The sequence below is a fragment of the Priestia sp. 10L35 genome (assembly GCF_056395685.1).
The window spans coordinates 248,027-266,023 of record NZ_JBFTKA010000006.1 but is presented as its reverse complement, the minus strand read 5'-3'; the positions used below and the strand labels follow the sequence as shown (position 1 = coordinate 266,023).

The 17,997-nt window shown below is 39.6% G+C and carries 15 protein-coding genes and 1 other RNA gene; 4 read left to right on the top strand and 12 right to left on the bottom strand.

Going from position 1 to position 17,997, the window contains the following annotated elements:
* Window positions 1-23: 23 nt before the first annotated feature.
* Window positions 24-770: a formate dehydrogenase accessory sulfurtransferase FdhD gene (gene fdhD / locus AC1DEF_RS21595; RefSeq protein ID WP_411970502.1), complete on the bottom strand. Its 747-nt coding sequence runs from the start codon at window positions 768-770 to the stop codon at window positions 24-26.
* Between the two features lie 66 nt (window positions 771-836).
* Entirely contained in the window at window positions 837-1,181 is a 345-nt protein-coding gene (locus AC1DEF_RS21590; protein ID WP_013085380.1) for a Na-translocating system protein MpsC family protein, read from the bottom strand.
* A 364-nt stretch (window positions 1,182-1,545) separates the two neighbouring features.
* On the opposite strand from AC1DEF_RS21590, the gene fdhF reads away from it, so the two are divergent.
* The 4 genes from fdhF to modB all read left to right on the top strand — a co-directional run bounded on the left by fdhF (window position 1,546) and on the right by modB (window position 6,563).
* Window positions 1,546-4,485, top strand: a complete 2,940-nt coding sequence (fdhF, locus tag AC1DEF_RS21585) for a formate dehydrogenase subunit alpha (RefSeq protein ID WP_097824878.1) — start codon at window positions 1,546-1,548, stop codon at window positions 4,483-4,485.
* A gap of 11 nt (window positions 4,486-4,496) precedes the next feature.
* Window positions 4,497-4,976: a helical membrane plugin domain-containing protein gene (locus AC1DEF_RS21580; RefSeq protein WP_013085382.1), complete on the top strand. Its 480-nt coding sequence runs from the start codon at window positions 4,497-4,499 to the stop codon at window positions 4,974-4,976.
* Window positions 4,977-5,101: 125 nt separating this feature from the next.
* The gene (gene modA / locus AC1DEF_RS21575) at window positions 5,102-5,899 is read left to right on the top strand and encodes a molybdate ABC transporter substrate-binding protein (RefSeq protein ID WP_097824879.1); all 798 of its coding nucleotides are present in this window, start codon (window positions 5,102-5,104) and stop codon (window positions 5,897-5,899) included.
* A gap of 7 nt (window positions 5,900-5,906) precedes the next feature.
* Window positions 5,907-6,563: a molybdate ABC transporter permease subunit gene (gene modB / locus AC1DEF_RS21570; protein ID WP_013059693.1), complete on the top strand. Its 657-nt coding sequence runs from the start codon at window positions 5,907-5,909 to the stop codon at window positions 6,561-6,563.
* Between the two features lie 155 nt (window positions 6,564-6,718).
* On the opposite strand, the gene ssrA is transcribed toward modB, so the two are convergent.
* The 10 genes from ssrA to gap form a co-directional block, all read right to left on the bottom strand.
* Window positions 6,719-7,080, bottom strand: a transfer-messenger RNA (tmRNA) gene (ssrA, locus tag AC1DEF_RS21565).
* A 137-nt stretch (window positions 7,081-7,217) separates the two neighbouring features.
* Window positions 7,218-7,685 (bottom strand): SsrA-binding protein SmpB, encoded by a 468-nt coding sequence (smpB, locus tag AC1DEF_RS21560; RefSeq protein WP_034648422.1) that lies wholly within the window; start codon window positions 7,683-7,685, stop codon window positions 7,218-7,220.
* A 151-nt stretch (window positions 7,686-7,836) separates the two neighbouring features.
* Window positions 7,837-10,179 (bottom strand): ribonuclease R, encoded by a 2,343-nt coding sequence (rnr, locus tag AC1DEF_RS21555; RefSeq protein ID WP_097824880.1) that lies wholly within the window; start codon window positions 10,177-10,179, stop codon window positions 7,837-7,839.
* A gap of 38 nt (window positions 10,180-10,217) precedes the next feature.
* Complete coding sequence (locus AC1DEF_RS21550; protein ID WP_097824881.1) at window positions 10,218-10,958, bottom strand: alpha/beta hydrolase; 741 nt, start codon at window positions 10,956-10,958, stop codon at window positions 10,218-10,220.
* A gap of 267 nt (window positions 10,959-11,225) precedes the next feature.
* Complete coding sequence (gene secG, locus AC1DEF_RS21545; RefSeq protein ID WP_013059697.1) at window positions 11,226-11,459, bottom strand: preprotein translocase subunit SecG; 234 nt, start codon at window positions 11,457-11,459, stop codon at window positions 11,226-11,228.
* A 208-nt stretch (window positions 11,460-11,667) separates the two neighbouring features.
* On the bottom strand, window positions 11,668-12,963 hold the full coding sequence (gene eno / locus AC1DEF_RS21540; RefSeq protein ID WP_013059698.1) for a phosphopyruvate hydratase: 1,296 nt from the start codon (window positions 12,961-12,963) through the stop codon (window positions 11,668-11,670).
* 24 nt (window positions 12,964-12,987) lie between these two features.
* On the bottom strand, window positions 12,988-14,520 hold the full coding sequence (gpmI, locus tag AC1DEF_RS21535; protein WP_097824882.1) for a 2,3-bisphosphoglycerate-independent phosphoglycerate mutase: 1,533 nt from the start codon (window positions 14,518-14,520) through the stop codon (window positions 12,988-12,990).
* Window positions 14,520-15,275, bottom strand: coding sequence for a triose-phosphate isomerase (tpiA, locus tag AC1DEF_RS21530; protein ID WP_043977318.1), 756 nt, complete (start codon window positions 15,273-15,275; stop codon window positions 14,520-14,522). Before tpiA ends, gpmI begins: the two co-directional genes overlap by 1 nt.
* Window positions 15,276-15,450: 175 nt before the next feature.
* Complete coding sequence (locus AC1DEF_RS21525) at window positions 15,451-16,635, bottom strand: phosphoglycerate kinase (protein WP_013059701.1); 1,185 nt, start codon at window positions 16,633-16,635, stop codon at window positions 15,451-15,453.
* Window positions 16,636-16,944: 309 nt separating this feature from the next.
* Window positions 16,945-17,952: a type I glyceraldehyde-3-phosphate dehydrogenase gene (gene gap / locus AC1DEF_RS21520; protein ID WP_013059702.1), complete on the bottom strand. Its 1,008-nt coding sequence runs from the start codon at window positions 17,950-17,952 to the stop codon at window positions 16,945-16,947.
* Window positions 17,953-17,997: the final 45 nt, after the last annotated feature.

Genomic DNA, 17,997 nt, shown 5'->3' with positions numbered 1-17,997 from the left:
GCTGTCAGCTTCTCCACAGCAGATTAACTCTCTCTTAAAATTCTTTCCGGGCATGTATAAATATTCAACGAATCATTTCGAATAAACCCTACCGTTGTAATTCCCAATTCTTCTGCTAGATTTAAAGCAAGTTCAGTCGGGGCGGATTTTGAAAGAACCACTTCACACCCGATCTTCGCTACTTTCAACAAAATTTCTGAAGAAATACGGCCGCTGAAAACGACTACTTTATCTCTAATTGAAATATGGTGTTTTAAGCAATACCCGTATAGCTTATCTAGAGCATTATGCCTACCAATGTCCATTCTGCTAAGCATAAAGCCATTTTTATCACAAATAGCAGCGTTATGAACGCCACCCGTTTCTTGAAACGTAGCAGCAGATTGCTGCAGCTTATTCATCAATTGAAAACAATCCTTAATTGAAAGTTCTACCGATATATCGTTCATTTTTTTAGCAGTCAGTGCATCATTTATAAAGACAAACCCTTGTCTGCTCGCCCCGCAGCAAGACGTGATATATCGTTTATTTTGAAGGTTTTGAAAATACGGGTTTAATTTATCTATTGTAACATGAACATACCCTTCTTTTTCTTGAACCCATATGTTTTTAATGTCTGTGTATGCTCGGATAACCCCTTCAGATGCTAAATAGCCAATTACCATATCTTCAATGTATTGTGGGCTACATACCATCGTGACAAACTCTTCTTCATTAATTTTCACAGTCACAGGAAACTCCGTTACAATTTTATCTTCCACGTTTTCCATTTGACCATTTTTAAATCTAAGAACTGTACGCTTCTTAACGGTCGAGTTCATGTGATGTCTCCTTTTTTAAATAATGTTTTTATCAAAAACGAATACGGAAACCGCTATATTTTCTTTTATTTTCATATCTGAAAATAAATTAACCAACTTTGCTCCTACCAATTCTTCTAACCCTTCCGGCGGATTCGATGCATATACATCTTGGATCATTTTTGTTCGAGCTAGATGAACCATGTCACATCCTTCAGCAGTGCTTGCAATAAATGTTTCTGTCGGAGTTAAATTTCCATACAGTGTTGAGACAGCCATATTTTCAACAAAAACCGTATGTATTCTTTCCGGTCCTTTTCCAAATAAATCTTTTCGAAGCTTCCGAATAATATCATTAAATTCATGAATAGTTTTTGACATAATCAACGCTCTCCCACCGATTAAAATTAAATTGTGCATTTTATTCCTACAGTTTTTTTATCATAAATCAACACTTCAAAAAATAAAAGCCTAAAATCTTTGCAGCAAAACTTTTGAAGAGAGTTGGGTATTTAAAAAAGTTGTGCATTTAAAAACGTAGCGATATAATTATAAATAACCGAGATGGAATAATAATAATGAATTGTTATTACTCTATCACTTTTTCTTAACGATATAAATGGGCCGGATTGGCATATTAGTAAGACCTGCTAGTAAACTATTCCACCATGATTGCACTTCCCTTATTTAATTAGGCGTGTGTATTCATGGTGGTTTTTTGTTTTTATATAAAGGAGGAAAACAAATGAGTCGTGAAATCATCACTGTTCATATAAATGGTAACGAATACAAGGCAGCTTCAGGCTCTACCATACTCGAAATTATTAATCAGCAAAGCATTGAGCACCCTCAGATTTGTTATGTTCCTGAAGTGGATCCTATTCAAACTTGTGACACATGTATCGTTGAAATGAATGGCGAGTTAGTTCGTTCTTGTTCTACAAAAGCTGAAAACGGCATGAAGATTGAATTACAATCAGCACCCGCAAAAGCGGCACAGACGGAAGCAATGGATCGTTTATTAGAAAATCATTTGCTATACTGCACCGTTTGCGACAATAACAACGGAAACTGTAAATTACATAACACAGCCGAAATGATGGAGATTGAACATCAAAAATACCCCTATACGCCAAAGGCCTCAGAGAATGAAGTCGATATGTCTCATCCGTTCTACCGTTATGACCCTAATCAATGCATCGCTTGTGGCCAATGCGTAGAGGTTTGTCAAAATCTTCAAGTTAATGAAACACTCTCTATCGACTGGGAAGCAAAACGTCCCCGCGTTCTCTGGGATGACGGTGTAGCAATCAATGAATCTTCTTGTGTGAGCTGCGGTCAATGTGTAACCGTATGCCCTTGTAATGCCTTGATGGAAAAATCCATGCTTGGAGAAGCTGGATTTATGACTGGGCTTCCAAAAGACGTTTTAAATCCAATGATTGATTTAGTTAAAGAAGTAGAACCTGGATACAGCGGAATTTTTGCTGTTTCAGAAGTGGAAGCCGCTATGCGCGAAACACGCACGAAAAAAACAAAAACTGTCTGTACATTTTGCGGAGTTGGATGTTCATTTGAAGTATGGACAAAAGGCCGTGAAATCCTTAAAGTTCAGCCTAGCTCTGATGCTCCCGCAAATGCCATTTCAACCTGTGTGAAAGGAAAATTCGGCTGGGATTTTGTAAACTCTGAAAAACGTATTACTAAGCCTTTAATCCGAAAAAATGGTGCATTTGTAGAGTCGTCATGGGAAGAAGCCCTCGACTTAGTAGCAAGCAGGTTAAGCTCTATTAATCAGCAGTATGGACATGGATCAGTTGGTTTTATTTCTTCTTCTAAGATTACAAACGAAGAAAACTATGTTATTCAAAAGCTGGCTCGCCAAATGTTTGAAACAAATGACGTAGACAACTGCTCTCGCTACTGTCAGTCTCCTGCAACTGATGGATTATTTCGAACAGTGGGAATGGGAGGCGATGCCGGCACGATAAAAGACATCGCAAAAGCTGGACTGGTTATCATCGTTGGAGCTAACCCTGCTGAAGGTCATCCTGTATTAGCAACTCGCATCAAACGCGCGCACAAGCTTCATGACCAAAAACTAATCGTCGCAGATTTGCGCAAAAACGAAATGGCTGAACGCTCTGACATTTTCATCAGTCCAAAACAAGGTACGGACCAAGTATGGCTAATGGCTGTAACAAAATACATGATTGACCAAGGATGGCACAATGAAAAATTCATCCAAGAAAACGTCAACTATTTTGAAGACTTTCACTCTTTGCTTGAAAAGTACACGCTTGAATATGCTGAACAAATTACGGGTATTCCAGCAGCAACGCTCATTCAAATAGCTGAAATGATTCGAGACGCCGATGGAACCTGTGTGCTGTGGGGCATGGGCGTAACGCAAAATACGGGAGGCTCTGATACATCAGCGGCTATCTCAAACCTGTTGCTTGCTACTGGAAACTATCGACGCCCTGGAGCAGGCGCTTATCCGCTCCGAGGCCACAATAACGTCCAAGGAGCATGTGATATGGGAACTCTTCCTGCTTGGCTTCCAGGCTATCAGCACGTCACAGACTCAGTCGCCCGAGCGAAATTTGAAAAAGCATACGGTGTAAAAATTAAAGATAAGCCAGGGCTTGATAATATTCAAATGCTGCATTCAATTGATGAAGGAAAAATGAAGGCCATGTACCTTGTCGGAGAAGATATGGCTCTTGTTGATTCAAATGCTAACCATGTACACGAAATATTATCAAATTTAGATTTTTTTGTCGTCCAAGACATTTTCCTTTCGAGAACGGCTCAATATGCTGATGTTGTACTTCCTGCTGTTCCTTCTCTTGAAAAAGACGGAACATTTACCAATACGGAGCGACGTGTCCAAAGATTGTATCAAGCATTACCAACGCTCGGTGATTCAAAGCCGGATTGGTGGATTGTTCAAGAGATAGCCAACCGCTTAGGTGCGAACTGGACGTATACACATCCTGGTGATATCTTTGCAGAAATGGCTAGTCTATCACCTTTATTCAGCCAAGCCAGCTACGAAAACCTTGAAGGCTGGAATAGCTTCTTATGGGGGAGCTTAGAGGGAAAAAGCACGCCGTTACTTTACGTCGATGGGTTTAATTTCCCAGATAAAAAAGCGCGCTTTGCTTTATCACATTGGGTACTTCCTGCCGAATTCCCAGAAGAATATGATCTACACATTAATAATGGAAGAATGTTAGAACATTTTCATGAAGGGAATATGACCAATAAATCGAGCGGCATCCAATCAAAAGTACCGGAAGTATTTGTAGAAATTTCACCTCAGCTTGCCAAGGAGCGTGAAATTGAAGAAGGTTCGCTTGTCAGATTAATCTCACCGTTTGGAGCAGTAAAAGTACAGGCATTAATTACAGAGCGAGTAAAAGCAAATGAGCTGTATCTTCCAATGCACTCTGTTCATAAAGATTCGGCTATTAACTTCTTGACCGGACCTGCAGTCGACCAACGAACAAATACGCCAGCTTACAAACAAACAAAAGTACGGATGGAAGTATTAAGTAAAGGTGGAGAAACGCCTTTACCGTCTACAAATCCGCGTAACAAAAAACGTCATCCTCAAAATGGGGTCGAGGTTCAGCGTAAATGGAACCGTCCTGGCTACGTCCATTTAACAAGTAAATAGGAGGAGAAAAGATGGCACAACCTATTACAGAAATTAAGAAACCTCTTCTAAGCGAGGAAGAAGAAAAACAACAAAAATTAGAAGATTTAACTTCTCTGCTGGCAGATAATGAAGAAGCATTGAACCGTATTCTCGGTATTGTTGGCGAACTTAACGACATGGGTGTTCTTGAAGCTGCTGATTCAATGATTCAAGCAAAAGAAAAAATCTCAAAAATTGCGCTTCATCAAATTTCCAGAGAACCGGTAACCAATTTAATTAATACTCTTATGGGTGCAAGCAGCGGTTTGATGAAGGCAGATCCAGAGGTAACTGCTAAACTTGTAAATAGCGCAACAGCTGGTATGAACGAAGCGAATGAATATGTAAAAACCGGAAAAAAAGTAAGTGCATTAGCTCTTATAAAAGCGCTAAACGATCCAGATGTCAATCGTGCAATTGGATTTGGGCTTCACTTTTTAAAAGGAATGGGCAAAGCGTTGGAAGAATAAATGAAGCAGCGACTTGAAAGTTTTCCCCCTTTCAAGTCGCTGTTTTCTTTTTAGGAAGTCAAATTTAAAATGAACGTGATATAGTTATACTAAATTGCTTTACTACAACTAACTGAGGTGACACGATGCAACAATACTTTAAACCCTTATTCGCACTATTATTTTTAATTATGTTTACTGCTGCTTGTTCGAACGAAACAAATACCGATCAATCCGCAGCTCAGCACAAAAACATCAGCTTAACGATATCCGCTGCGGCCAGCTTAAAAGATGCGCTCACTGATATTCAAAAGCAATATGAAAAAAAGCATCCAAATATAGACTTGAAATTTAATTTTGGAGCTTCAGGCTCGCTGCAACAGCAAGTTACAAACGGCGCACCTATTGATTTATTTTTTTCAGCAGCGGAAGACAAGTTTGATGCACTAGTAAAAGCAGGAGCGATCTCCAAAGAGAATGGTGCTGACTTGGTTGGCAATGACCTTGTGCTTATCGTGCCAAAGAATAATACGTCTGCTATCACAAATTTTGAAGATCTATCAAAGCCGACTGTTCAAAAAATTGCACTTGGAATACCAGAATCCGTTCCTGCCGGACAGTATGCGAAGGAGACTTTTGAACACATGAACCTCTGGAAAAACATTGAGCCAAAAACCGTCTATGCGAAAGACGTACGCCAGGTGCTTTCCTATGTAGAGACAGGAAACGTTGAAGCTGGGGTGGTTTATAAAACCGATGCCTTGATTTCAAAAAAGGTGAAGATTGTCGCTACTGCAGATAATAGCACTCACAAACCAATTGTATATCCTGTAGGCGTTATTAAGGATTCAAAACATCCACAAGAAGCAAAAGCTTTTTATCAATTTTTACAAAGTAAGACGGCTCTTGACACTTTAAAGAAATACGGTTTCACTGCAAATTGAGGCCGCTATGATTCAAGAATTTTTATCTCCTCTTCAGCTATCGCTTAAAATTGCATTAGTAGCAGGATTTGTCGTTATTATTTTAGGCACTGTTATAGGAAAACTGTTATCTAGGAAACACTTTAAGGGAAAAGTGATGATTGAAACGGCGTTAATGCTCCCGTTGGTGCTCCCTCCGTCCGTTGTTGGATTTTTATTGATTGTCATATTCGGGAAACACAGCCTGCTCGGCCGGGCAATTGAATGGGTCTTTCAACAACCCGTTATTTTCACATGGTGGGCAGCTGTTATTGCCTCCGTTGTCGTTGCGTTTCCGCTTATGTATCAATCTGCCAAAACAGGCTTTCAAGGCGTTGATTACGAAATTGAAGACGCAGCTCGAGTAGATGGTGCAAGCGAATGGAAAGTCTTTTTCTTTATTTCTATCCCTTTAGCTTCTAAAGCCATCGTAACAGGAGGAGTGCTAAGTCTGGCAAGAGCACTCGGAGAGTTTGGAGCCACTTTGATGTTTGCCGGCAATATTCCAGGTGAAACTCAAACTGTGCCTACCGCTATCTACGTAGCGATTGACTCTGGAAACATGAATCTCGCTTGGCTATGGGTTATTTCAATCGTCTTTCTTTCCTTTCTTATGCTGCTTTTTGTTCAGCTTAAACAAAAATAAAAGGATGCCTCTTTGTGTAACAGGCATCCTTTTATTTCTTTCCTGCTTTTTTCAATTTTACATAAATTATAAATTAAAAAGGAGCTAATCAAATGAAGAGCATACATTTGATTAACTCCTGTTATAAGTAAGGTAAGCCACCATACAATATGTATTGGTGGAGACGGTGGGAGTCGAACCCACGTCCAGAAATATCGCCACTTAAGCGTCTACGAGTGTAGTTGGCATATTGATCATTCGCGAGCTGTTCTGCCTACCAACAGGCGTCCCAGTCGCTAGTCTGATTATTCTCTTCCTTCGTCCTCAGACGGCGAACTCCGGCGTAGCCCACTTAAAGTGAGTCCCTTACCCTACCACATGGGCGATGGAGGGAGGAACCGCTAAGCTACTATTATGCAGCTAAAGCGAAGTTATTGTTAGATTTGCCAGTTATTATTGGCGTTGATGTTTTAACGAGGCCATCTCCTCGACTCGCAACCTAAGCTCGAACTACCCCTGTCGAATCCGTAACGTCCCCATATAAAAGGGAGTCGGAATGTGTAAGAAAAAATCTTACATCAGATAGCGACTTCAGTGTGCAAAATGAAATCTAACTGATAACAATACTTATTATATCACAAAATGAGCATTTTGCAATTGTAATATTTTGTAATGTTACATCTTTTGACGATCACGAAATGCTCGTTCGATATCGCGCTTCGCTTCTTTTTGCTTTAAGTCTTCACGCTTGTCATATTTCTTTTTACCCTTACCAAGCCCTAGTAAAACCTTTGCGTATCCATTTTTTAAATACACTTTTAAAGGAACTAATGAATAACCCGTTTCTTTTGAATAGCCAATTAGCTTGCTGATTTCACGCTTATGCAGCAATAGCTTTCGTGTACGCAACGGCTCATGATTGTATCGATTTCCTTGTTCGTAAGGACTAACGTGCATATTGTGTAGAAATACTTCTCCGTTTTGCACACGAGCAAAAGAGTCCTTTAAATTTACACGCCCATTACGAATTGATTTAATTTCCGTTCCTTGTAGAACAATACCCGTCTCATATGTTTCTTCAATAAAAAAGTCGTGGCGGGCTTTTTTGTTTTGTGCAATTAATTTCCCTTCACCTTTTGGCATAAAACGTTCCTTCCCTTCAGCCGTACTTACGTATATGTATGATATTATGTATCATTTTACTGTATGGAAATCTAAACAACAACTAAAACGTTTAATGGAGCTGTTTTGAAGCAGAAGGAATACCCTTCTGCTTCACTGCTGTCGATTTCGATTATTTACGCTTTTTCTTTTTGCGCTTAACATTTGGGGCACCCTCGAAGAATCTCTTTTTCTTTTTCTTCTTTGGCTTTTGAGTAGACCACTCTTCATTTTTGCTTCGGCTGCCCTCGCGACCTTTTCCTTTATCATCTTTGCGTGACTTTTGTTTTGCTTTAATCACTTTAGGACGGTCTTTAGATAAGCGTTTGCGACTTTCTTTCATTCCTACAATAATAAAGTCAACCGAACGCTCGTCTTTATTCACATCGGCGACTTTCACTTCAATTTCGTCTCCAATTCGGAAGACATTGCCCGTTTTTTCTCCAATCATCGCATAGTGACGTTCGTCGTAACGATAATAGTCATCTGTTAAGTCACTGACGTGAACTAAACCTTCAATCGTATTTTCTAGCTCCACGAACATTCCAAAGTTAGTAACAGAGCTAATAATACCATTAAATACTTCCCCAACTTTATCAGCCATAAACTCAGCTTTTTTCATATCGTCCGTTTCCCGCTCAGCGTCAACTGAACGACGTTCCATATTAGAAGAATGCTCAGCAACATCAGGCAGAAGCTCGCGCCATTTTTCTTGCGTTTGCTGATCTGTTTTTCCTTCAATTAAATACGTGCGAATGAGACGATGAACGATTAAATCCGGATAACGACGGATTGGAGACGTAAAATGCGTATAGAACTCAGCTGATAAACCAAAGTGGCCTAAACTTTCTGCTTCATATTTCGCTTGTTTCATCGAACGAAGCATAACAGTTGAAATAACCATCTCTTCAGGCGTGCCTTTTACTTCTTCTAAAATATCCTGTAGCGCACGCGGATGAATATCGTTTCCTGTTCCTTTCACCGTGTAACCAAAGTTTGTAATGAACTCTAAGAAACGAGTAAGCTTCTCTGCATCTGGATCTTCATGAATACGATAAATGAACGGTACGTTCATCCAGTGAAAATGTTCTGCTACTGTTTCGTTCGCCGCTAGCATAAATTCTTCGATTAGCTTTTCAGCAACCGAACGTTCACGCAAAATAACATCGTGAGGATGGCCATCATCATCTACTAATACTTTTGCTTCTTTGAAATCAAAATCAATGGCCCCGCGATCCATTCTCTTTTTACGAAGAATAGCTGCCAGATTTTCCATACGCTCAAACATCGGAACGATTGGCTCGTAGCGTTCTAACACTTCTTCATCTTTATCCACTAAGATTTTGTTAACGTCTGAATACGTCATTCGTTCTGTCGTTTTGATGACACTTTCAAAAATCTCATGTTTCACTACTTCACCCTGTGGATCGATTTCCATCTCACAAGAAAGCGTAAAACGGTTAACTTTTGGATTTAATGAGCAAATTCCATTAGATAAACGGTGAGGAATCATCGGAATAACTCGGTCTACTAAATAGACGCTTGTTCCGCGCTCTGCTGCTTCTACATCAATCGGAGAACCTTCTTTAACGTAGTGACTTACATCTGCAATATGGACGCCTAATTTGTAGTTTCCATTTTCAAGCTCTGTAACCGTTACGGCGTCATCCAAATCTTTTGCATCTGCTCCGTCAATGGTTACAATAACTTGATCACGAAGATCGCGGCGGTTGCCAATATCTTTTTCGTCAATCGTTTCAGGTGTATCAATTGCTTGTGTTAAAGCATCAGCAGGAAATTCTTGAGGAAGACCGTGCTTATGGATAACAGAAATGATATCGATCCCCGGATCGTTTTTATGTCCAAGAATTTGAACAACTTTTCCTTCTGCATTCATGCGGCCTTCCGGATAGGTTGTCAGTTCTACTACTACTTTATGGCCTTCAACCGCACCGTTTCTTGCTGCTTTGGGAATAAAAATATCACCTGCAATTTTTTTGTCATCCGCAATCACAAAGCCAAAATTTTTGCTTTGCGTATACGTACCTACAATTTGCTGGGTACCTCGTTCTAAGATTTTTACAATGGTTCCTTCACGACGAGCACCTGATGATTCTGATGACACTCTTGCAAGCACAATATCTCCGTGCATAGCATTGTTTGTTTCAGTAGGGGGAATAAATACATCACCCGCATCTTTTTCTTCAGGAACTACGAACGCAAACCCTTTTGCATGTCCGCTTACTTTCCCTTTGACAAAATTCATTTGTTCCGGCAGCCCGTAGCGATCGTTTCTTGCTCGGATAATTAAACCCTTCTCTTCCATAATAACAAGTGCCTTCACAAACTCTTTGAATGACTCTGCATCCTCAGTATTAAATTCTTTTGCAAGCTCTTGGACAGTCAAAGGTTTGTAATTATCCCTTTTCATAAAATCCAATATTTCATTTATATAGGGCTGATTTTCTTCTTTCACATCATGTCCCTCCTTTTTCTTTATTCGTATTATCTCTATCACCAATCAAGTGATTCCAAAAATACATATACATCCTCGTGAAGCTGATCACGCTCTTTATCAAAGGTAATGGTATGACCAGATTCTTCGTACCATTTTATATCTTTTGTAGGAGACTCGACGCTATTATAAATAATATTGGCGCTGTCTGTATTAATCATATGATCATGACGACCTTGTACAACAAATGTCGGTGCATAAATCATATCAACTGAATTTCGCACTTCAGCGATTAATTCCTGTAAAGACTTTAATGTGTTCATTGGTGTTTGCTTGAACTCTTCCATTTCTTGTTCAATCTGTTCAGACGATTTACCTTCACGCTTTTTATATTCGCGTGCATACGCTAAAACACCTTCATACATGACTTCTTCACTCTTTATATACATAGGGGCGCACATAGGCACAATACCCTTTATAGGTACAGTGTAACCTAATTTCAGTGAAAATACGCCACCTAGTGAAAGACCTACAGCGGCAATACTTTCATGACCTTTGCTTTTCAAAAACTCATAGCCGTCCATGACATCTTTCCACCAATCTTTTGGACCAGTATGAACAAGTTCTTCAGGCGCTACGCCATGTCCTTTGTAATGAGGTGCGTGGCATGTGTATCCTTTTTTCTCTAAAAAACGACCTAACATACGAACATCAGCAGAATTTCCGGTAAAACCATGAAGTAATAAAACAGCTTTTTCGCCGCCTTCAAATGTAAATGGCTTTGGTTGTGCAATTTTCATATATCATTTAACTCCTTTTAGTTATAATATCTGCAGTCCTAATAGAAAAAAACATGTATTTATGTGACGGTCATCACATAACAAGAGATGTAACCATCAACTTTTACGCTTTTATACTATATTTAGTACTTTTTTCTAAAGCTATATTATATCATTACTTAAAAATGAAATTAAAGTATTCAACACACCCATTAAAAAACCACCTAATACATAAGTTGGTATACACCAAGTACATATGCATTAGGTGGCAGTCTATCCAGTAACATATTAAAGTTTGAAATAAGATACAGCAAGTGTTAACACAAAGAATAAGATAGATAACACTACTGTCAAACGGTGTAAAACTAAGTCAATTCCACGTGCTTTTTGTTTCCCAAATAACGTTTCAGCTCCACCGGAAATAGCTCCAGATAATCCAGTAGTTTTACTTGATTGTAAAACGACCACAACAATCAAAGCAATTGAAACAATCACTAGCAAAGTAATCAGCAATGTATGCACTAAGACACACCTCCTACACCAAGTAATAGTCAATCAGCGGGGTTTCTTCATCCCTTCTGATTGGCATTACCGGGGATAAAGTACGCGCACTACGCTAAGGTTAATTTATCATAAAAAACCCTCTCGTACAAGTAATGGCAGTGAAATACAACGGATTTTAACGTAAAAAAACGGATGACAATCGTCATCCGTTTTTTATACTTTCAACTTATTTTTTTAAGTTGTAGAAAGATTTAGCGCCATCGTATACAGCTAGAACACCTAGCTCGTCTTCGATGCGTAGTAATTGGTTGTATTTCGCAATACGATCTGTACGGCTCATAGAACCAGTTTTGATTTGACCAGCGTTTGTTGCAACAGCAATATCAGCGATTGTTGCATCTTCAGTTTCACCAGAACGGTGAGAAACTACTGCTGTGTAACCAGCACGTTTAGCCATTTCGATAGCTTCGAACGTTTCAGTTAATGTACCGATTTGGTTAACTTTGATAAGGATAGAGTTACCTACGCCTTGTTCGATACCTTGAGCAAGTTTTTTCGTGTTTGTTACGAATAGATCGTCACCAACAAGCTGTACTTTTCCGCCAATGCGCTCAGTTAATAGCTTGTGACCATCCCAGTCATTTTCGTCTAAACCGTCTTCGATTGAAACGATTGGGAATTCGTTAACTAACTGCTCGTAGAAATCTACCATTTCAGCAGAAGTTACGCCTGTACGGCCTTCGCCTGCTAAATCATATTTACCAGTTTCTTTGTTGAAGAACTCAGAAGAAGCTACGTCCATACCTAATTGGATGTCTTTACCAGCTTCGTAACCAGCTTTTGTGATTGCTTCTACGATTACTTCTAATGCTTCACGGTTAGAACCTAAGTTAGGAGCGAAACCACCTTCGTCACCTACAGCTGTGTTTAAGCCTTTAGCAGATAAAACAGATTTTAACGCGTGGAATACTTCAGCACCCATACGGATTGCTTCTTTGAATGTAGGAGCTCCTACAGGTAAGATCATGAATTCTTGGAAGTCAACGTTGTTATCAGCATGAGAACCACCGTTGATGATGTTCATCATTGGAGTTGGTAATTGCTTAGCGTTGAATCCACCAAGGTAACGGTATAATGGAAGACCTACGAAATCAGCTGCTGCGTGAGCTACTGCCATAGATACACCAAGAATAGCATTGGCACCTAATTTACCTTTGTTTTCAGTACCGTCTAACTCGATCATAAGGCGATCGATACCGATTTGATCAGTTACGTCCATACCTACTAATTCAGGAGCGATAATTTCGTTTACGTTTTCTACTGCTTTTAATACACCTTTACCTAGGTAGCGAGATTTGTCACCATCGCGTAATTCTACTGCTTCGTATTCACCAGTAGAAGCACCACTTGGTACTAAAGCGCGTCCGAAAGCGCCTGATTCAGTATATACTTCAACTTCAACTGTTGGGTTACCGCGAGAATCTAATACTTCGCGTGCATAAATGTCAAGAATTGCTGGCATTTTAAAACTCTCCTTTATAATTAATTATTTAATTAATGTTTTACCTGTCATTTCTTTTGGCTGTGCTACATCTAGAAGAGTAAGCATCGTAGGAGCTAGATCTCCTAGAATACCGTCTTCACGAAGCTCTAAGCCTTGTTTGGTTACGATTACTGGAACAGGATTCGTTGTATGAGCCGTCATTGGATTACCTTCAAGCGTAATCACTTCATCAGCATTACCATGGTCTGCTGTGATGATTGCTGTACCGCCTTTAGCTAAAATTGCATCTACAATTTTGCCTAAGCACTCATCTACTGTTTCAATCGCTTTTACCGTTGGTTCTAACATACCTGAATGGCCTACCATATCAGGATTTGCAAAGTTTAATAAAATAGCGTCTTGCTTATCGCCTTCGATTTCTGCAAGCAACGCGTCCGTCACTTCATAAGCACTCATCTCAGGTTTCAAGTCATATGTTGCTACTTTTGGTGAATCGATTAAGATACGTGTTTCACCAGGAAACTCTGCTTCACGTCCACCGCTCATAAAGAACGTTACGTGAGGATATTTTTCTGTCTCGGCAATACGAAGCTGCTTTAAGTTATTTTGAGATAATACTTCACCAAGCGTGTTATCCAAGTTAATTGGCTTAAAGGCTACATATCCGTCAACTGTTTCGCTGAAGTGAGTTAAACATACAAAATGTAAGTTTTTCGGATGCTTTTCACCACGATCAAATGAACGGAAATCTTCGTTTGCGAACGTATTTGAAATTTGAATTGCGCGATCCGGACGGAAGTTGTAGAAAATAACTGCATCTTCGTCTTGAATTGTCGCAACTGGCGATCCGTCTTCTTTTGTAATAACAGAAGGTAAAACGAATTCGTCATAGATTCCATTTTCATACGAATCTTTTACGCACTCTTCAGCGCTTGTATATGATGGACCTTCGCCGTACACCATTGCGCGGTATGATTTCTCTACGCGCTCCCAGCGTTTGTCGCGGTCCATTGAGTAGTAACGTCCTGAAAGTGTTGCAATTTCACCAACGCCATACTCTTCAATTTTTTCATTAAGTTCTTTTAAATACGTTTCAGCAGATTGAGGTGCTACGTCACGACCATCTAAGAAGCCATGAATGTAGACTTTTTCTAAGCCTTCACTCTTAGCTAGACGCAATAATGCATATAGATGTTCGATATGACTGTGTACACCGCCATCAGATAAAAGCCCGAAAAGATGAAGATTTGTACCCTTTTCTTTTGCGTGCTTTACAGCTGCTAGAAGCGTTTCGTTTTGTTCAAACTCGCCTTCACGAATTGCTACGTTTACACGAGTTAAGCTTTGGTACACAATTCGGCCTGCGCCGATATTTAAGTGACCTACTTCAGAGTTACCCATTTGGCCTTCTGGTAAGCCTACAGCTTCTCCAGACGCCTCAAGTGTAGCATGAGGATACTCGTTCCAGAAACGGTCGAAGTTTGGTTTTTTTGCATGTGTTACCGCATTACCTTTATCTTCATCGCGTAATGCAAAACCATCTAAGATGATTAATGCTACTGGCTTTTTACTCATTACTTACCAGCCTCCAAAAGCTGTAAGAAAGAATCTGCTTCTAAGCTTGCTCCACCTACTAAAGCTCCGTCAATGTCTGATTGAGACATATATTCTTTAATATTAGCAGGTTTTACGCTACCGCCGTATTGAATACGTACAGCATCTGCAACATCTTGAGAGAATTGTTCTGCAACAACGCTACGGATGTATGCACAAACTTCGTTTGCACCTTCAGCAGTTGAAGATTTACCTGTACCGATTGCCCAGATTGGCTCATATGCGATAACTGTTTGTTTTACTTGCTCATCAGTTAGACCAGCTAATGCTTTTTGTACTTGATTAGCTACAACTGTTTTTGTTTGATCTTGTTCGTACTCTTCGTTTGTTTCACCGCAGCACACGATTGGTGTTAAACCGTGTTTGAATGCAGAAATTGTTTTTTGGTTTACTGTTTCGTCCGTTTCAGCAAACATTTCACGACGCTCAGAGTGTCCTAAAATGACATAGTTCACACCTAAGTCTGCTAAAGCAACAGGGCTCACTTCTCCAGTGAACGCACCGTTTTCTTCAAAGTGCATGTTTTGTGCACCAATTTTTAAGTCTGTGCCTTTAGTCGCTTCTACTAAACGATCTAAAAATAGTGCAGGTGCACATACTACTGATTCTACGCTTTCAGGAGATGGTACTGCTCCTTTTACTTCTTCAACAAAGCTAGTTGCTTCAGAAAGTACTTTGTTCATTTTCCAGTTTCCTGCAATAATTGGTTTACGCATGTATAACACCGTCCTTTGTTTATTGTGGGTTTTCCCTTCACGCGTTAGATGTCCAAGAGGGTGCTGTTAAAAGTGATTCGGTCCCTTTTATCTCTTGGTCATCCATCTTCGCTGCTTGATAATTTTTTATATTATCAGTCGTCAGGTCGGTCCTCCGTCTTACTGAAACATAAACTTACTTATCGTTTAATGCAACTACGCCTGGAAGTTCTTTACCTTCCATAAACTCTAGTGACGCACCGCCACCTGTAGAAATATGGCTCATTTTATCAGCTAAGTTGAATTTTTCAACAGCTGCTGCAGAGTCTCCTCCGCCGATTACTGAATATGTGTCAGTTGCTTCTGCTAAAGCTTCTGCTACTGCTTTTGTTCCGTTAGCAAATGCGTCTAATTCAAATACACCCATTGGTCCATTCCAAATAACTAACTTAGAGTTTTTGATTACGTCAGCATAGATTTCGCGCGTTTTCGGTCCTGCGTCTAAGCCTTCCCAATCGCTTGGAATATCTTCAATTGATACAACTTGAATATTAGCATCATTTGAGAAGTCATCTGCTACTACCACGTCCACTGGCATGTAGAAGTTTACTCCGTTTTTCTTAGCTTTTTCCATGAAAGATTTTGCAAGTTCAATCTTGTCTTCTTCAAGAAGTGATTTACCTACTTCATGGCCTAGTGCCTTAATAAATGTGTAAGAAAGTCCTCCACCGATGATTAAGTTATCTACTTTATCAAGCAAGTGGTCAATTACACCGATTTTGTCTTTAACTTTTGCTCCACCAACGATTGCAGTAAATGGACGTTCTGGGTTTGATAATGCTTTTGAAAGCACATCAAGCTCTTTTTCCATTAAGAAACCTGCTACTGCTGGAATATGTTGTGCAATTCCTTCTGTTGAAGCATGCGCACGGTGAGCTGCACCGAATGCATCGTTTACGTACACGTCTGCTAATTCAGCAAATGCTTTTGCTAATTCAGGATCGTTTTTCTCTTCACCTGGGTAAAAACGTACGTTTTCAAGTACTAAAACATCGCCTTCGCTCATGCCGTCGATTGTTTTCTTTACTTCTTCACCAAAAGCTTCGTCAGCTTTTGCAACGTCTTTACCAAGAAGAGCTTGTAAACGTTCTGCAACAGCATTTAGACGTAACTCTTCAACAACTTCGCCTTTTGGACGTCCAAGATGGCTAGCTAAAATTACTTTTGCACCTTGTTCTACTAAATATTGAATAGTAGGAATAGCTGCACGAATACGAGTTTCATCTGTTACTTTTCCGTCTTTCATTGGTACGTTAAAGTCTACGCGACAAAATACTCGCTTTCCTTTTACATCGATGTCTTTCAACGTTTTTTTGTTCATCGTTAAAAGGCCTCCTTAAGTATTTATGGTACTAAGCAAGTAGGCTTCTATGTAATCATCAATCCACAAACCACCGTAGATTTCATTTTATATATTGGCGCCTTTCTATATAAAGTGAAACTCCAGTTAGCTGCTTATGACGCTTTTTCATGTAGAAGCCAATACATAAATCAAGGAAGAGGGGGTATGCCCCTCTCTTCCTTAGCAAGTCTTATTATAGTCGTTCTATTTTCAGATATCCAATAAAAAAGGAAAGTCTAGTCGATTTCTGTCTTATTGAATAAAATAGAAGCGAATTTTAAGTTATTCTTATAGTCCTTTAGCAGCGATGTATTGAGCAAGGTCTACTACACGGTTAGAATATCCGCTCTCGTTATCGTACCAAGAGATAACTTTAACCATGTTACCTTCCATTACCATTGTAGATAATGCATCGATTGTAGAAGAGTTGATGTTACCATTGTAGTCACCAGATACTAGTGGCTCTTCGCTGTAACCAAGGATACCTTTAAGATCGCCTTCAGCAGCTTCTTTAAGAGCGTTGTTTACATCTTCAACAGTTACTTCTTTGTCAAGTTCAGCAACTAAGTCTACTAAAGAAACGTTTGGAGTTGGAACACGCATAGCTCCACCGTTTAATTTACCTTTTAATTCAGGTAATACTAGAGATACAGCTTTAGCAGCACCAGTTGAAGTTGGGATGATGTTTTCAGCAGCTGCACGAGCACGACGGTAATCTTTGTGTGGTAAGTCTAAGATTTGTTGGTCGTTTGTGTAAGAGTGAACTGTTGTCATCATTCCGCGTTTAAGACCGAACTTGTCATTTAACACTTTAGCAAATGGCGCTAAGCAGTTAGTTGTACAAGATGCGTTTGAAATTACGTTGTGGTTAGCCGCATCGTATTTGTCTTCGTTAACACCCATTACGATTGTGATATCTTCGTCAGATGCTGGAGCAGAGATGATTACTTTTTTAGCTCCTGCTTCTAAGTGTTTTGCAGCGTCAGCGCGTTTTGTGAAGAATCCAGTAGATTCAACAACGATTTCTACGCCTTGTTTGCCCCAAGATAATTGAGCTGGGTCACGTTCAGCAGAGATTTCGATTGTTTTACCGTTTACTACTAAGTTGCTACCATCTACTACTACTTCTGCATCTAATTTTCCGTGTACAGAATCATATTTTAAAAGGTGAGCAAGCATGTTAGCATCTGTTAAGTCGTTGATTGCTACTACTTCAACGTTATCATTTTTTAAAGCTGCGCGGAATACATTACGGCCGATACGACCAAATCCGTTAATACCAATTTTTACTGCCATGGGTATTTCCTCCTTGAATGTAAAAAGTATTTTTTATATGAGGGA